This window comes from Bordetella petrii (assembly GCF_000067205.1).
In the GTDB taxonomy this organism is placed as follows: Bacteria; Pseudomonadota; Gammaproteobacteria; order Burkholderiales; family Burkholderiaceae_B; genus Bordetella_A; species Bordetella_A petrii.
In genome coordinates this window covers 4,695,357-4,711,665 of sequence record NC_010170.1, presented here as the reverse complement: position 1 = coordinate 4,711,665, position 16,309 = coordinate 4,695,357, and the positions used below count along the sequence as shown (strand labels likewise).

The following is a 16,309-nucleotide window of genomic DNA, read 5'->3' as shown; positions in this document are numbered from 1 at the left end:
AATTCCACAACAGGCTGGGGAATTTTCCTGTTCTTCTATAGGCGTAGCCGATGATTACGTCGTGCGTCAGGTTACCGCGCCCCGTTGCGAAAATTGCGGCTGCTTCCACACTTCGCTGTCCAGCACGTCTTTCAATACGTCAACCGCATCCCATACGTCGGCGTAACCCAGGTATAGCGGCGTGAGGCCGAAGCGCAGCACTTCGGGTTCGCGGTAGTCACCGATGACGCCGCGTGCGATCAGCGCCTGCATGACCGCATACCCGTGCGGATGCCGGATGCTGACGTGGCTGCCGCGCCGAGCATGTTCGCGCGGCGTGACCAGCGTCAGCGGATGGCCGGCGCAGCGGTTTTCCGTCAGTTCGATGAACAGGTCGCCCAGCGCCAGGGATTTCTTGCGCACTTCGTTCATGTCGGCGGCCAGACTGACGTCCAGCCCGCACTCCACCAACGACAGCGACACAATGGGCTGCGTGCCGCACAGGTAGCGGCGGATGCCGCCGGCCGGCTCGTAGGTTGCGGTCATGTCGAAGGGGCGCTGGTGGCCCCACCAGCCCGACAGGGGCTGCCAGAACCGGTCAGTGTGGCGCGGCGCTACCCAGATGTAGGCCGGCGCGCCGGGGCCGGCGTTCAGGTATTTGTACGTGCAGCCCACCGCGAAGTCGGCGTTGGCCCCGGTAACGTCCACCGGCACTGCGCCAGCGGCGTGGGCCAGGTCCCAGATGGCCAGCGCGCCCCGGGCATGGGCCTGCGCGGTGACCGCGGCCATGTCGTACATGGCGCCGGTGCGATAGTTGACGTGCGATAACAGCAGTGCGGCAGTGGAATCGTCCAGCGCCTGTTCAAGGGGCAGGTTGTCGTCGATCAGGCGCAGTTCGTAGCCTTGCTGCAGCAGGTCGATCATGCCCTGGATCATGTACAGGTCGGTGGGGAAGTTGTCGCGCTCGGACACGATCACCCGGCGTTGCGGCGCAGCCTGTTGCTGGATGCGCAGAGCGGCCGCCAGCGCCTTGAACAGGTTCAGCGAGGTGGTGTCGGTAACCACCACCTGGCCCTGGCCGGCGCCAATAAGCTGCCCCAGCTTATCGCCCAGCCGCGCGGGCAGCTCGAACCAGCCCGCTGTGTTCCAGCTGCGGATCAGGCCATTGCCCCATTCCTGCCCGATTACCTGCGCGGCGCGCGCGGCCGCGGTCTTGGGCAGCACGCCCAGCGAATTGCCGTCCAGGTAAATGACGTCGGGCGGCAAGTCGAATAGTTGCTTCAGCGGCGCCAGGGGATCTTGCCGGTCGGCCTGCAGGCAGTCTGCGCGGGTATGCATTTTTGTGGGGGCTCCTTGTTGCGGCGAATGTAACTTCAAGACGGTAACCGCAAGACGGTCACTTTAAGACGACGCCCGCGCGCGGCCACGCCGTGGCGGCTGGGCGAAATGCGTCTGGCACAGCTGGACGAACTCGGCCACCAGCGGCGAGGCCTTGTCCTCGCGCCAGGCCAGGCCCACCGACAATTCGGGCGACGGCTCGCGAAACGGCCGGTATGCCACCCCCGCCAGCTGCAGCACCATCTGCGAGCGGGGCACGGGCGCGAACCCGCAGCCCGCGGCAACCAGCGCCAGCGCGGCGTGCATGGTCTTGACCTCGAAGCGGTCCGAGGGGTTGACGGCGTACTGGTGGAAGAAATCGCGGAACAGGCTTTGCGTGCTGCGCCGATGGTCGTGGCTGGGGTAGCCGATTATGCTGCGCCCGCCCAGGTCCCGCACCGACAGGGTTTTCTTGCGGGCAATGTCCCAGGTGTCGGGCACCGCCACCGCGTAGCGTTCCGAGAACAGCCGCTGTGTGCGCAGCGACGGATGGTAGATAGGCTCGCGCACCAGGCCGATGTCGATCACGCCTTCGAGCAGTTTGCCGACTTGCTCGGTGGTGGAATATTCGACCAGATGAACGCGATACGCCGGATGGCGCGCGAAGTAGCTTCGCAATAGGCCCGGCAAAAAGGTATAGGTATGGGCATGCAGAATGCCCAACGTCAGCGACTCGATGTTCTGCTGGCGTGATGCGTTGACGATTTCCTGGCAGCGGTCGGTGTCATGCAGGATGGCGCGCGCGTGCTTGAGCAGGGCTTCGCCTTCGACGGTAAGGCTGACCGAGCGCGTGGTGCGAAACAGCAGCTTGGCGTTCAGGCTGGTTTCTAGTGCCTGGATATGTTCGCTAAGCGGTGGCTGGCTTATGCCCAGCCGGTTGGCGGCGCGGCCAAAGTGGGCTTCTTCGGCCACCGCCACGAAATAGCGCAGTCTTTTCAGGTCGATCATTATTCTACTTATGCCTATTAATCAGCCATCAAAACTATATTAGACATGAATAATCAGCGTCAATAAACTGGGCTTTGCCAAGATCAGATTCACCCAAAACAAGATCCGCCTACGGATCCAGGAGAGAAGGATGGAAGTACGCAAGCTTACCGGCGTGATCGGCGCCGAGTTGCTGGGCATTGATTTGTCGCGCGATCTGCCAGACGCCGACGTTGCCGCGATCCGGCAGGCCCTGCTGGACCACCAGGTGATTTTCTTTCGCGACCAGACCCTGACCCCGGAGCAGCACATCGCTTTCGCGCGGCGCTTCGGCGTGATCAGCACTACGCCGGTGTACCGCACGCTGGATGAGTATCCCGAGATCATGCCGGTGGTGAAAGAGCCTACCGATCAGGACATTATCGGCGACACCTGGCATACCGACGAAACCTATCACCCGACGCCCCCGCTGGGCTCGATTCTGTACGGGCGCCAGGTGCCTGAAACCGGCGGCGACACTCTGTGGGCCAATATGTATCGCGCCTACGACACGCTGTCGGACGGCATGAAGGCCAAGCTGGCGAACCTGCGCGCGGTGCATACCAACGACTTTTTGTCGGCCAATTCGAAGTACCGCAACAGCACGCGGTCGACCAAGCTGCGCGAAGACGTGGGCTCGATTACCAGCGTGCACCCGGTGGTGCGCACCCATGAAGAAACCGGGCGCAAGTGCCTGTTCGTGAATCATCCGTTCACGTATTCGTTCGAGAACATGACGCGCGAGGAAAGCCTGCCGCTGCTGCAGTTCCTGTACCAGCACAGCGCCAAGCCCGAAAACACCTGCCGGTTCCGGTGGCGCAAGGGTTCTATGGCGTTCTGGGACAACCGTTGCACCATGCACTACGCCATCAACGACTACCCTGGGCAGCGCCGCGAGATGCACCGCATCACTATCCAGGGCACTGTCCCGGCCTGATACGGGCCGCCGCGCGGCCGGCCGCCGGCCGCGCGCATAACCACAATGAACAAAGGAGAGAGCAAATGTTCAGGAGAATTGCTATTTTGTGCGGGTTGGCCATGGTTTTGCAGACCGTTCCCGCCGCGTGGGCTGGGCCGACGTGGCCCCAACGCCCTGTGACATGGGTGGTCGGCTACGCCGCGGGCGGCACCACCGACATCATCGCCCGCACCCTGGCGCACGAGCTCAGCGAGCAGACCGGCCAGACCTTTGTGGTGGAAAACCGTACCGGGGCAAACAGCAACATCGGCGCCGAGATCGTCAAGCGCGCGGAGCCCGATGGCTACACTTTTTATGTCGGGTCTACGGCCAACGCCATCAACCGCACGCTGTACAAGCAACTGAACTACGACATTGTGCAAGACTTCGCCAGCGTGGCGATGTTGGGCACCGTGCCCAACCTGCTGGTGGTGAATCCGTCGCTGCCGATCAAAAGCGTGAAAGACTACATCGAGTACGCCAAGGCGAATCCCGGCAAGCTGACCTGTGCGTCATCGGGCACCGGCTCGGCGATTCATATGTCGTGCGAATTGTTCAAGCTGCAGACGGGAACCAATATTCTGCATGTGCCATATCGCGGCAGCGGCCCCGCCATGACCGACCTGCTGGGCGGGCAGGTGGATTCCATTTTCGACAACATGCCAACCGTGCTGCCCAACGTGCAGGCGGGCAAGCTGCGCGCCCTGGGCGTGACCACGTCCGAGCGGTCGCCCTCGGCGCCGGATATTCCCACTCTGGCCGAGTCTGGCCTGCCGGATTTCTCGGTGCAATCCTGGTTTGGCCTGTTTGCGCCCGCGGCAACGGACCCCGCCATCGTGCAGCAGATGAACGTGGCCGTGAACAAGGCATTGGCCAGCGACGCCGTGCGCAAGGTGTTCGACCAGCGCGGCGTGGTCAAGCCGAAGGCGCCCAATGCCACGCCGGAGTTTGCCCAGTTCGTGCAGGGCGAAGTGGACAGGTGGGCCAAGGTGGTGAAGCAGTCGGGCGCCAAAGTCGAATGAGTCCGACCATGTCTGCGCGCACGATTCTGATTACCGGCGCCAGCCGCGGCATTGGCCTGGCTGCGGCGCAGCGCCTGGCGCGTGACGGCCACCAGGTTATTGGCCTGGCCCGCGGCGCGCCGGCGGAGGGATTTCCCGGCGAGTTCTTCCAGGCCGATCTGGCCGATGCCGCCGCCACCGCTGGCACGCTGGCCGATATTGTGGCGCGTTTTCCGGTAGACAGCATTGTGAACAACGCTGGCTTGACGACTTCACACACGCTGCGGGAAACCTCGCCCGAGGAGCTGGACCGGCTGCTGGCCGTGAACCTGCGGGCGCCGATGCAGTGTGTGCAGGCCTGCTTGCCATCGATGATACGCAGCAACCAGGGCAGCATTGTGAATATTGCCAGCCGCGCCGCGCTGGGCATGCCTCGGCGCACGGCCTACGCCGGAGCCAAGAGCGGCCTGCTGGGCTTTACCCGCACCTGGGCGCTGGAACTGGGCACGCACGGCATTACGGTCAATGCGGTGGCGCCCGGCCCGGTGATGACAGAGCTGTATCGCAACAACAACCCCATGAGCGCCGCTCAGCGACAGGAACTGGAGCAGCGTATTCCGCTCAAGCGCCTGGGCAAGCCTGAAGATATCGCGGGGGTGATTGCTTTTTTCCTGTCTGCCGATGCCCGCTTTGTTACAGGGCAGGTTTTGTACGCGTGCGGGGGGCTGTCGGTGGGCGCGGCGCCGCTGTAGGGCGGCCGCGGCCCAAGGGGTTCAGTCTTGGCGGTCGGTGACTTCGACCAGGTGATAGCCGAACTGGGTTTTCACCGGGCCTTGCACCACGCCGACGGGGGCGCTGAAGACGACGGTGTCGAATTCCTTGACCATCTGGCCGGGGCCAAAGGTGCCCAGGTTGCCGCCGTCGCGGGCCGAGGGGCAGCTGGAATTCTCGCGGGCCACCTGGGCGAAGTCGGCGCCGCCTTCGATCGCGGCCTTGAGCTCGTTGCACTTCGCTTCGGTGGAAACCAGGATATGGCGTGCGGATGCTTGGGCCATGGAAGACTCCTTTTTCGTAAGCAAAACGCCATATTGCCTGAGTCTGGGGCGGCAGTAAAACGGGGTTTTGGGGGGGCGGGGGGATTTCTTGCCCCGCTTCGCGGCGTGCGGCTGGGCAGGGCGGCGCCCGTGCGTCGGGCTCGGGCGCACCCACGCGCCCTCGGCCTGCTATGCAGGCCACCCCGCCGCCCAACGCGCCACCCCGCCCAGCCACACGCCGTCAAACTGCGATCGAGCGAATTCGCGGGCCGCGCAGGTCCCATGTCGTGGCTGGGAGGGGGAACCAGCGGTCAGGTCAGGTGCCAGGTCAGATGCCAGGTCAGTGCCAGGTCAGGTGTCTGACTCCGTAGGTGTCAGACACCGAGGTGCGCCTCGGCTGCTCCATCAGTACGGTGTCAGGCACCTGCGGAGCCAGACACCTGCGGAGATGCCAGGTCAGTGCCAGGTCAGGTGTCTGACTCCGTAGGTGTCAGACACCGAGGTGCGTCTCGGCTGCTTCATCAGTACGGTGTCAGGCACCTGCGGAGCCAGACACCTGCGGAGCCAGACACCTGCGGAGATGCCAGGTCAGTGCCAGGTCAGTGCCAGGTCAGGTGTCTGACTCCGTAGGTGTCAGACACCGAGGTACGCCTCGGCTGCTCCATCAGTACGGTGTCAGACACCTGCGGAGCCAGACACCTGCGGAGGTGCCAGGTCAGTGCCATGTCAGGTGTCTGACTCCGTAGGTGTCAGACACCGAGGTGCGCCTCGGCTGCTTCATCAGTACGGTGTCAGGCACCTGCGGAGCCAGACACCTGCGGATCAGTACGGAGCCAGACACCTGCGAACATCTGTGGACATTTGTGGCGCACCTGACGCCTGCGTACAGCTATGGCGAACCTGGCATCTATGGAAACCTGCCGTTTAACCGCGCGCGGCGAAGTGTGATTGCGTAACTTCCGCGGCGTGCACATCCGATGTCGCGGCAGGCGGCGCTTACCAGCGGTACGAAGTGGTCAGCGTGACCAGCCGGCCAGGGCCGTAGGCGCATGAGCCCCATGACCAGCATTGCGAGAAGTACGCCTTGTCGGTCAGGTTGCTGGCGTTAAGCGCCACGCGCCAGTTGCGGTTTTCCCAGGCCAGCATGGCGTCGAGCAAGGTTACTGAAGGGGTGCGCGGCACGTTGGCGACGTCGCCGGATTCGTCCACGAAGCTGCTGGCGTAGTGCACGCCCGCGCCTACCGTGAAGCCGTCGATGTTGCCCAGCGAGAACTTGTAAGTGCTCCACAAGGCCGCCTGGCGCTTGGGTACGCCCGTCAGTTCTTTGTCGACGTTCAAGTAAGTGAAGCTGGCGTTGATGTCGAGCCGCGGCGTAATGGACCCCACCCATTCCAGTTCCAGGCCGGTATTGCGGGTTTTGCCGCGTTGCGAGACTTGCGTTTCAGAGATCTCTACCGTGCGGTTGACTTCGCGCAGTTCGAACACGGCGGCCGACGCGCGCCAGTCTTGCGCGGGCGGCTGGTACTTGATGCCGGCTTCCCATTGCTTGCCGCGCAGCGGCCGCAGCCGCTGGCCGTAGCTGGTATTGGCCTGAGGCAGGAACGATTCGGCGTAGCTGATGTACGGCAGCAGCCCGGGCACAATTTCGTACATCAGGCCGAAACGCATGGAATCGGCGCGGTCGTTGCGGTCGTCTGCGCCGTCTTCCCAGTTCTTGGCTTCGTCGTGCCGCCAGCCTGCCAGCAGGATCCAGTTGCGCCAGCGCATTTCGTCCTGGATATACACCCCCAGTTGCTTGATGCCGCTGGTGGCGATCGGCTCGCGCGGCGGGGGCTGGTAGCCTACCTGATAAATGGGGTTGTAGACGTCGATGGGGGCCAGGCCGGTGTAGTCGTCTACGCCCGAACCCGAATCCCGATAACGCAGGAAGTCCACGCCCACCAGCAACTGGTGAGCGACCGATCCGGTCGAGAATTTGCCCACCAGGTTCTGGTCTGTCGCCAGGATCTGCGTGTGGTGTTTCCAGAAATACGCCGCGCGGCTCAGCATGCGCTGGTCGGGATCCAGGTAGGGCGCATACACGTCGAAAGCGCCGTAATCGGTCTTGTTGTCGGTCCAGCGCGTGCTTTGGCGGAATGTCCACTGGTCGTTCAGGTCGTGCCGGAACGACCAACCCGCCTGCAGACTGTCGGCATCAAAGCGGTCGTAGCCAGGTTGGCCCACGAAGGTGTGGCGAGAGATGCGCCCGTTGGGGTTCGGCAGAATGGTGCCTTCCCAGGGCAGCGTGCTGCCGGAATCGCCGTTGGCCCGGTCTTTCTGCCATTTCAGCCGCAGGGTGAGTTCGGTGGCGGCGCTGGGCGTCCAGGTGAGCGATGGGGCGATCAACTGGCGGTCGTCCTGGCCGTAGTCGATTTGCGTGCCGCTTTCGCGGCCCAGGGCCACCAGCCGGTACAGCCAGGTGCCGTCTTCGGTCAGCGGGCCTGTCAGGTCTGCCTGCAGTTGGCGGGCATTGTGGCTGCCCACTTGCACGCCGATTTCGTGCCGCGCCTCGGCCTGGGGCAGCTTGCTGACGTTGTTGATCAACCCGCCGGTGCCGCCCTGGCCGTACAGCATGGACGAAGGCCCGCGCAGCACTTCCATGCGCTCCATCAGATAGGGTTCGACGCGCGGTGTGCTGGTCCAGAAGTCCACCCGGTCTTTCAGGCCGTCCAGAAAAATGTCCTCGATTTCCACGCCGCGCGCCTGGGCCGTGTCCATGCGCGAACTGGCCCCGTAGATGGATGTGCGCACGCCGGCGCTGTAGGTCAGCGCCTGGTCCAGCGTGTTGGAAGCGGTGTCGCGGATCTGGTTGGCGGTGACCACCGAGATCGACTGCGGGGTCTCCACGATGGGCGTGTCGGTTTTGGTGGCGGTGGCACTGCGTTGCGCCATGTAGCCCACCACCGGGCCGGTGGCGAATTCAGACTGGCCCGTGACCGTCACCGCCGGCAGTTCGCTGACGCTGGCAGGCGGCAGCGGCTTGAGCACGTAGCGCCGGTTCGCGTCCGGCACGGCCTGCAGGCCGGTGCCGGCCAGCACGCGGGCCAGGCCCTGCGACACGGTGTAGTTGCCCTGTAGGCCAGGGCTGGTTTTGCCGTTGGCCAGATCGATGGAGCCGGCCAGGTAGATGCCCGCCTCGCTGGCAAACTGCGTCAGCACGGTTCGCAGGGGGCCGGCGGGAATATCGTAAGGGTGCTGCGCGGCCGCCTGCGCCGGGGCTCGCTGTTGTGGTTGCATTTGAACCTGCGCGTGCAACTGCGCCTGCGCAGCGCCGGCCTGGCCGGGGAGCGCCCAGGCGGCCGCGGCGATGGCTGCCGACGCCGCCATCCGCATCCACGCCGCCATTGGCCGTGGCGGCCATTCGGCCGGGCTGGCGGGCTGTTCGTGGCAGAGTGCGCGGGTTGGCGCGGGCTGCCCGGCCAGGGCGCGGGGCAAGGCATGCGATAAACGCCGGTACATGGCGGTTTCCCTTTCTACGATGACGGTAAATGGCGGCCTGCCGTTCGCGCGCGCATGGCGCGCTCTGGCGTTGCGGCCCTTCTATTCCCTTAATCAATCGAGAAGGCGAAAAGCGGAACTGTTTTTTGAAAAATCACCGCGAGGGCGGCTGCGCCGCGCCGTCGGTAATGGATATCCACCACGGCCAGGGCCGGCGCACCCGCAGCGCAGCGGCCTGTGACAGCATGGCCAGGGCGCCATCCATATCGCGCAAGGGAAACGTGCCGAACACGCGTCGTTGCGCGACATTGGGCGCCAGGCTGATGTGCGCCGGATGGTAGCGGCCCAGTTCGTCGACGACGTCGGCCAGCGAAAGATTCCAGGCGACCAGCTCGCCCCGGCTCCACGCCTCGCGCGCCAGGTCGGCGGGCACGCTGGCCTCGATAGTGCCGGCAGCGAACCGGGTTTGCCAGCCGGCCGGAATGACTTGGACCGCGCCAGCTCTGGCGGTGCGTATTTCGACGGCGCCGTCGAATACCGCCAGGAACGTGTGGCCTTGTTCGCGGCGGACGGTGAAGCGGGTGCCCAGCGCGCGCATGCGGCCCTGCGCCGTGTCAACCACGAAGGGCCGCGCGTCGCCGCGAGCGGTGGACACCAGGATCTCGCCCGCCGCCAGGGTCAGCCTGCGTAGGCCGCCCCGCATGTCGGCATCGAGCGCGCTGGCGGTGTTCAGCCATACCTGCGAGCCGTCGGCCAGGGTGAACTGGCGTATGTCTCCCGCGCCGGTGCGGTAGTCGGCCGTCCAGGCGGCGATGGCACCGGCCATGGGCGAGTCGGGCCGCGCCGCCCAGCCCAGCGCGGCGGCGCCCGCTATGGTGCCAATGCCCGCCAGCACCCGGCGGCGCATGCGGGCGCGCTCATGCACGGCATAAACCTTGGCGGCCATCTGGCGCGGGTCGGGCGTGTCCTGCAGCGGCGCCAGCACGCGCTGGCTGACCGATTCCACGTACTGCCAGGCCTGCCGGTGATGCGGGTGCGCGGCCAGCCAGGCCTGCCAGCGTGCCTGGTCGGCCGCGCTGGCTTCGCCCGAAATCAGCAGCGCATACCACTGCGCCGCATGCTCCATGACGGCATGCGAAGGCTGGCTCATAGGGGCGGCGCATGCCGCAACGCGGCCGCGGTTTGCCCGGCTTGCGCCTGCATGCAGCGCAGCATGGCCTGGGCCACGTACTTGCGCACCATGCGCGACGACACGCCCAGCTCGCCGCCCACGTCGGCCGCGGTCATGCCGCACACGGCAGACATCAGGAAGGCCTGCGCCGCCTTGCCGGGCAGGCTGTGCAGCAGCTCAGCGATTTCTTGCAAGGCCTCGAGCACCATGGCCTGCCGTTCAGCCGACGGCGCGTACGCCGGGGGTTGGGCGGCCAGCGTATCCAGCCAGGCTTGTTCGATTTCGCGGCGGCGCCACAGGTTGATGCACATGCCCTGGGCCATGGCGCGCAGGTACGCCCGGGCTTCGAGCGGGCTGCCGAAGCCACGCGAGGCCGGCTTCAGGATCAGGCGCAGGAATGCTTCGTGCGCCAGGTCCGCCGCGTCGGCGGCGTTGCCCAGGCGCCGCTGCAGCCAGGCCCGCAGCCAGGCGTGATGATCGGCGTACAGCGTATCGATCGGTGGCGAAGAAAGCGAAAAGGGGGGCGCGGCGGTCACAATCGAAACTCTCTGGGGAGTTTTCAGCAAAGTTGGACACATGAATGGTAATAGAAATAGTTCTTGTTTTGAAGTATTGGCGGCCGAGGCCAGGCGTTCTGTGGCATGGCGACGCGCGTTCGCCACACGGGTTTACCCGTACACAGCAGCCGCTACACTGGCTGGATTCGCCCGTAACCCCGCTGGAAACACGCTATGGACGCCACCGACCGACTCATCGACTTGAAGCCGCTGGAAGCGGTGCTGCAGAAGTTTGCCGACGAGCGCGACTGGAACCAGTTCCATTCACCCAAGAACCTGGCCATGGCGTTGACTGGCGAAGTGGGCGAGCTGGTCGAGATTTTTCAGTGGCTGACCGAAGACGCGTCCAGGCGCGTGGCGCAAGACGCGCGCACCGCCCGCGCGGTGCGCGATGAACTGGCCGACGTAATGTTGTACCTGGTGCGCCTGGCCATGGAGCTGGGCGTGGACATGAACGAGGCCATTGCCCACAAGATCGAGGTCAACCGGCAGAAGTACCCGGTGGGGGATGCGCTGCCCAGGCACTTGCGATAGGCCTGGGCCAACCTTGCCTAGATAGTGGCTACCGGCGTTACCGGCGACCCCACCGCGCCCGGCAGGCGCAGGGGCGGCGCCGTCAGAAAGAACCGGCTGCGCTCTTGCGCCGCCAGCGCGGCGGCCAGTTCCGACAAGTACCACAGTTCTCCCAGCGGCACGCCCAGCTTGAACAGGCACAGTTCATGGATGGGCATGAAGGCGCCCTGTATGCCTAGCGGCCCTTGCGGCGGGCGGCGTTCTACCGCGTAGTTGTCGGCCACCAGCGCGGCGATCTGGCTGTCGCGGATCCAGTCGCGCAGGCGCTCGTCGCGGCCGTCCAGCACGCTGCAGGCGCCGTGCAGCACATGCGGATCGGGCTGGCGCTCCATCGACAGCAGCACATCGGCAAAGCCGGTGTGCAGGCACAGGATGTCGCCGGGCTCGACCACGATGCGGTCTGCCTGCAGCACATGCATCAGGTCGTCGTAGTCCACTTCGTGGCGCTCGTCGCCGAAGTGCTTGCGCAGGTTCACCAGCACGCCGCGGCCCTGGATGGGCGTGGCGGCGAAATTGTCGATGCCCAGCCGGGCCGCGCGCACGGGCTGGTGCTCGCCTTCTTCGGCCGCGCGCGAGGCGCCCTGGATATGCTCGCCCGCGGCATAGCCGTTGTAGTACACCGGCACGGGTTCGCCCGTGCCGTGCACGTCGAACATCGAGCCCACGTGCGCGAAGCTGTCCCACTGTGTCGAGTACTGCGTGTACAGCACGACGTAGTCGTCGCAGATCACGTCGGTCACGCCGGGGTGCTCGCAGCAATGCGCCATGTTGTAGGCGAACTTGCCTTTGCGCGTGGTGGCGCGCAATTGCGGCGGATACCGGAACGGGTTCAGCAGGTTGCCGCCCGGGTAATCTAGCGGCAGGCTCAGGCAGAAGCGCTGGCCGCTGGTGATTTCCCGCGCGGCGGCGGCCACGCGGGCCGGCGTCAGCAGGTTCAGGCGGCCCAGCTGGTCGTCGGGACCGAAGTCGCCCCAGTTCGACCCCGGCGGCCGGTGCTTCCATCGTTGTTGTCCGCGTTCGCCAGTCATGGCTATCCTCCGGTATGCCGCTGCGGGATTATTGAACCTTGATGTCGGCGCTGCGAATTACCGAGCCCCATTTTTCGGATTCGCTCTTGATGAAGGCCGCGAACTGTTCAGGCGTGTCGCCGACGGTCAGCATACCCTGCGTGTCGAGCTTCTGGCGCACGGCGGGGTCTTGCAGCGTCTTGACCAGCGCCGCGTGCAGCGTGCGCACGACTTCCGGCTTCATGTGGGCCGGCCCCACGATGCCCATCCAGCCTACGGCTTCGAAGTTCTCGTAGCCCTGGCTGGCCAGCGGCTTGACTTGCGGCAGCGCCGGAATCGGCGCGCGGGTGGTTACCGCCAGCGCGCGCAGGTCGCCGCGATTGATGAAAGGCGTGACGGTGGGCGAAGCTTCGAACAGCACGTCGATCTGTCCGCCGATCAGGTCGGTGATGGCGGCCGGGCCGCCCTTGTAGGGCACGTGCAGCATCTGCACGTGGGCGCGCTGCTTGAACATTTCCTGGGTCAAGTGGCTGGTTGACCCGTTGCCCGGCGAACCGAAGTTGAGCTTGTTGGGCTTGGCCTTGGCGGCGGCCACCAGGTCTTGCACGGACGTGATGTCCGACTTGGCCGACACCACCATGGTCTGCGCCACGGCGGCCACGTTCATGATGGCGGTGAAGTCCTTGACCGGATCGTAGTTGGTGTTCTTGAACAGGTGCGGCGCAATGCCCAGCGGACCGCTGGAACTCATGCCCAGGGTGTATCCGTCGGGCGCGGCGCGCGCCACCAGGCCCGTGCCCAAGGTACCGCCGGCGCCCGGCTTGTTTTCGACGATGATGGGCTGGCCCAGCACCTTCGACAATCCGTCGCTGATGACGCGCGCCAGCAAGTCCACCGACTGGCCGGCCGGGTAGGGCACCAGCATGGTGATGGGTTTGTCGGGGTAGCCCTGGGCCGCCGCCGTGGCGGGCAGCGCGAACTGGCCCAGCAGGCAGGCCAGCGCGGCGGCTTGCAGCATTTTCCTGGTATGACGCATGGTTTGTCTCCGTTGTACGCCAGTCGTGCCGGCGGATTGTTTATAGATACTGCGTAAGACGCAAGTGGGCGTGTGCGCGGCGTCACCCGCCGGTTTCGTGTTCGGCGGCGGCTCCGCTTGAAAACGCGGACTCGATCTCTTGTGGCGACAGGTCCAGCTCGCCCAGCACCGCGCGGGTATGCTCGCCCAGGCCGGGCGCCCCGTAGGGCCGGGTGCCGGCGGGGTTGGCGCCGAACTTGATCAGGTTGGCTATCCCTTTGTATGCGCCGGCCTTGCAGTGGTGCATGTCCAAGATGAAATCCTGCGCGGCGACCTGCGGGTCGTCGAACATGTCTTCTACCTTGCGCACCGCCGCGCAGGGCACCGATACCCCGAATATTTCTTCCCACTCCAGGGCCGTGCGCGCCGCCAGGCCCTGACGGATCAGGGGAATCAGCTCGTCGGCATGGGCCGCGCGTTTTTTGACCGAATCGTAGCGTTCGTCGTCGGCCAGCTCAGGCTTGCCGATGAGCGTGCACAGCGACTTCCAGAAGTGCGCGGTATTGGCCGATATGTACAGGTGTCCGGCCTTGGTGGGATGAATACCGGTAATGCCTCCCGACCGCATGTCGCGGTTAATGTCGCGCGGCTCGTCCTGCTGCATCACCAGGCGCGCCGACTGCATGGCCAGCGCGCTGCCCAGCAGCGACACCGATACTTCCTGGCCTCGGCCGGTGCGCTCGCGCTGGTACAGCGCCGCCGTGATGCCGTTGGCCACCATGGCGGCGGCGTAGTAGTCCACCACCGACCCATATACGATCTCCGGCCCGGCGCGGCCCATGCCTTGCGCCGCGCAGATGCCGGTGCGCGCTTGCAGCACCTGGTCATAGCCGGCGTTGTCGGCCAGCGGACCGCTTTGCCCATAGCCTGTCATGGCGCAGTACACCAGGCGCGGGTTGAGCGCGCCGAGCGTCGCGTAGTCGATGCCCAGGCGGGCGGGCACCGAAGGCCGGAAATTGTGCAGCAGCACGTCGGCCCGCCGCGCAAGCCGCCGCAGTATCTTTTGGCCGGCGGGTTGTTTCAGGTCCAGGCACACGCCGCGCTTGCCGCGGTTCACGCCCAGGAAGGCGCGGCTTTCCGCGGCCAGGGTCGACGGATACCGGCGCAGGTTGTCGCCGTCGGGCGGTTCTACCTTGATGACATCGGCGCCCAGGTCGGCCAGCAAGGCGCCGCCGTAGGGGCCGGCAATATAGGCGCTGAGGTCGATGACCTTGATGCCGGCCAGCGGGGCAGACCCGGCGGGAGCGTCTGGCTGGCTCATGTCAGTGCCCCGCTGCTTGTTGCCCAGCCCGCGCCACGATCAGCCGCGCGCGCTGCACGAAGGGTGCGTCGATCATCTTGCCGTCGAGCAGGTAGGCGCCGTTGCCTCCATTGCGGGCCTCGGCATCGATGATCTTGCGCGCCCAGGCCAGTTCTTGTTCGGTAGGACTGAATACGTCGTTGGCCAGCGCGACTTGGCTGGGGTGGATGCAAGTCTTACCCAGAAAGCCCACGCGCCGCGCCAGCAGGGCCTCTTCACGGAAACCCTGCGCGTTCGTCACGTCGGCGTAGGCCGAATCCAGCACCACGCGGCCCGACGCGGCGGCCGCCATACGCAAGGCGAACATTACGGCATGCACATTGGGGGCGTCGTAGCGGGCGATGTCCAGCGGTTCGAACAGATCGCCCAGGCCGAGTTGCAGGCCCCACACCCGCTCGTGCGCGCCCGCGATCTGCGCCGCGTTCAGCAGCGCCGCCGGCGACTCGATATTGGCCAGCACCTTCACGGGCGGCTGGCCCGCGGCGCGTACTCCGGGTTCGATCTGTTCCAACTGCGCAATACCGGCCAGCAGGTCATCGCGCGATTCGATTTTGGGAATATTGATGATGTCGATGCCGGCCCGGCAGGCCACGCGCAGATCGTCCACGAAGTGGCTCGTGTCCATGGCATTGACGCGCACGATCAGGGTCTTGCCCGATCGTGCCGCCGCGGGCTCGTCCAGCAGCAGGCCCAGTTGTTCGCGCGCATATGCTTTGCGATCGGGCAGCACGGCGTCTTCCAGGTCGAAACTGATGGCGTCGGCCGCGCTGGCGAGTGCCTTGGTGAACAACTCCGGGCGGGAAGCCGGGACGAACAGCTTGCTTCTCATGGGGTCTCCTTTTGCTGCGATTATGGAGAAGCGCCGCGCCGTTCGGCTGTGCTTAATCTACCTTCAGAAGATATAAAATCTATGACGTGAATACCCATTTCCTGCATACGCTGCTGGCCATCCACCGCTATGGCTCCATGGCCGAGGCCGCCCGCCGCCTGAACATCACGCATGGCGCCGTGGCGCAGCAGATTCGCGCACTTGAAACGCACGTCGACGCGCCCCTGGTGGCCCGTTCGGGCAAGACGGTGCACCTGACCGAAGCAGCGCATCGCATCCTCGAGACATCGCAGAAAATATTGGACGATGTGGATTCCCTGCGCACCCTGGCCCACGCCCGCGAGATACGCGGCGAGTTGCGCCTGGGCACCGGCAATACGTCGTTGAACAGCACCGTGCCCAATATCCTGGCCACGCTGGCCAGGCGCTATCCCGACCTGCATGTGTTCATTCGCGCCGGGCTGTCCACCGAGTTCTACGCCAGCGTCGAAAGCGGCGAGCTGGACGTCGCCATTGCCCTGGAAGCGCCGTTCGAACTGCCCAAGAAGCTGGTGTGGCGCCTGCTGCGCGAAGAACATTTTTCATTGCTGGCCTCGGCCTCTCATCAGGGGCGCAGCGCGCAAGACTTGCTCAACAGTGAAGACTTCATTCGCTACGAAGCCGGCAGCTGGATCGGCAACCTGATCGACCAGTACCTGAAGAAGTCGGGCATCGCCACGCGCGACCGCTACGAACTGGCCTCGACCGAATCCATCGCCCTGATGGTCAACAAAGGCCTGGGCGTGGCTATCGTGCCCAATGCCTGGAACCTGTGGAAGCAGGGCCTGAACGTCATCAGCCTGCCCTTGCCCGTGCCCTGCCAGCCGCGCCGCTTTGGCCTGATCTGGGCCCGCTCGTGTCCGCGCATGCAACTGGTGGAGGCTTTTGTAAAAGCCGCGGAGCAGGAGTATCGGACCTGAGGTCGTTGCCGGGCATGCCACGGCGCTGCATAAGGACTTACCCGTA

15 protein-coding genes are annotated in these 16,309 nt (G+C 65.3%); 5 read left to right on the top strand and 10 right to left on the bottom strand.

The features are described 5' to 3' along the window. Positions 1-66 precede the first annotated feature (66 nt). Together kynU and BPET_RS22650 are read right to left on the bottom strand one after the other, a co-directional pair. Complete coding sequence (gene kynU / locus BPET_RS22655) at positions 67-1,317, bottom strand: kynureninase (protein WP_012251294.1); 1,251 nt, start codon at positions 1,315-1,317, stop codon at positions 67-69. Between the two features lie 63 nt (positions 1,318-1,380). Next, complete coding sequence (locus tag BPET_RS22650) at positions 1,381-2,304, bottom strand: LysR family transcriptional regulator (protein ID WP_012251293.1); 924 nt, start codon at positions 2,302-2,304, stop codon at positions 1,381-1,383. Positions 2,305-2,434: 130 nt separating this feature from the next. Here BPET_RS22650 and BPET_RS22645 point away from each other — a divergent pair, with 130 nt between their 5' ends. From BPET_RS22645 to BPET_RS22635, 3 genes are all read left to right on the top strand, one after another. Further along, a complete protein-coding gene (locus BPET_RS22645; protein ID WP_012251292.1) occupies positions 2,435-3,259 on the top strand; it encodes a TauD/TfdA dioxygenase family protein in 825 nt (274 codons plus the stop codon). Between the two features lie 65 nt (positions 3,260-3,324). Continuing rightward, positions 3,325-4,302, top strand: coding sequence for a Bug family tripartite tricarboxylate transporter substrate binding protein (locus BPET_RS22640; protein WP_012251291.1), 978 nt, complete (start codon positions 3,325-3,327; stop codon positions 4,300-4,302). Between the two features lie 8 nt (positions 4,303-4,310). After that, positions 4,311-5,033, top strand: a complete 723-nt coding sequence (locus BPET_RS22635; RefSeq protein ID WP_041863177.1) for an SDR family oxidoreductase — start codon at positions 4,311-4,313, stop codon at positions 5,031-5,033. A 21-nt stretch (positions 5,034-5,054) separates the two neighbouring features. On the opposite strand, the gene BPET_RS22630 is transcribed toward BPET_RS22635, so the two are convergent. The 4 genes from BPET_RS22630 to BPET_RS22615 form a co-directional block, all read right to left on the bottom strand. Then, positions 5,055-5,336 carry a peptidylprolyl isomerase gene (locus tag BPET_RS22630; RefSeq protein WP_012251289.1) on the bottom strand — a complete coding sequence of 94 codons (282 nt, stop codon included), beginning with the start codon at positions 5,334-5,336 and terminating at the stop codon, positions 5,055-5,057. A 975-nt stretch (positions 5,337-6,311) separates the two neighbouring features. Beyond that, entirely contained in the window at positions 6,312-8,813 is a 2,502-nt protein-coding gene (locus BPET_RS22625) for a TonB-dependent siderophore receptor (RefSeq protein ID WP_050978285.1), read from the bottom strand. A 133-nt stretch (positions 8,814-8,946) separates the two neighbouring features. Beyond that, on the bottom strand, positions 8,947-9,942 hold the full coding sequence (locus BPET_RS22620) for a FecR domain-containing protein (RefSeq protein ID WP_012251287.1): 996 nt from the start codon (positions 9,940-9,942) through the stop codon (positions 8,947-8,949). Further along, on the bottom strand, positions 9,939-10,541 hold the full coding sequence (locus tag BPET_RS22615) for a sigma-70 family RNA polymerase sigma factor (RefSeq protein ID WP_012251286.1): 603 nt from the start codon (positions 10,539-10,541) through the stop codon (positions 9,939-9,941). The genes BPET_RS22620 and BPET_RS22615 overlap by 4 nt, the downstream gene beginning before the upstream one ends. A gap of 153 nt (positions 10,542-10,694) precedes the next feature. On the opposite strand from BPET_RS22615, the gene BPET_RS22610 reads away from it, so the two are divergent. Then, the gene (locus BPET_RS22610; protein ID WP_012251285.1) at positions 10,695-11,054 is read left to right on the top strand and encodes a nucleotide pyrophosphohydrolase; all 360 of its coding nucleotides are present in this window, start codon (positions 10,695-10,697) and stop codon (positions 11,052-11,054) included. A gap of 17 nt (positions 11,055-11,071) precedes the next feature. Here BPET_RS22610 and BPET_RS22605 read toward each other — a convergent pair whose 3' ends face one another. The 4 genes from BPET_RS22605 to BPET_RS22590 all read right to left on the bottom strand — a co-directional run bounded on the left by BPET_RS22605 (position 11,072) and on the right by BPET_RS22590 (position 15,304). Then, entirely contained in the window at positions 11,072-12,121 is a 1,050-nt protein-coding gene (locus BPET_RS22605) for a cyclase family protein (RefSeq protein WP_012251284.1), read from the bottom strand. Between the two features lie 28 nt (positions 12,122-12,149). After that, the gene (locus BPET_RS22600; protein ID WP_012251283.1) at positions 12,150-13,136 is read right to left on the bottom strand and encodes a Bug family tripartite tricarboxylate transporter substrate binding protein; all 987 of its coding nucleotides are present in this window, start codon (positions 13,134-13,136) and stop codon (positions 12,150-12,152) included. An 82-nt stretch (positions 13,137-13,218) separates the two neighbouring features. Continuing rightward, positions 13,219-14,436: a CaiB/BaiF CoA transferase family protein gene (locus BPET_RS22595; RefSeq protein WP_012251282.1), complete on the bottom strand. Its 1,218-nt coding sequence runs from the start codon at positions 14,434-14,436 to the stop codon at positions 13,219-13,221. A gap of 1 nt (position 14,437) precedes the next feature. Then, entirely contained in the window at positions 14,438-15,304 is an 867-nt protein-coding gene (locus tag BPET_RS22590; RefSeq protein WP_012251281.1) for an HpcH/HpaI aldolase/citrate lyase family protein, read from the bottom strand. An 86-nt stretch (positions 15,305-15,390) separates the two neighbouring features. Between BPET_RS22590 and BPET_RS22585 the strand changes: the two genes are divergently transcribed. Further along, a complete protein-coding gene (locus BPET_RS22585) occupies positions 15,391-16,263 on the top strand; it encodes a LysR substrate-binding domain-containing protein (protein ID WP_012251280.1) in 873 nt (290 codons plus the stop codon). Positions 16,264-16,309 lie beyond the last annotated feature (46 nt).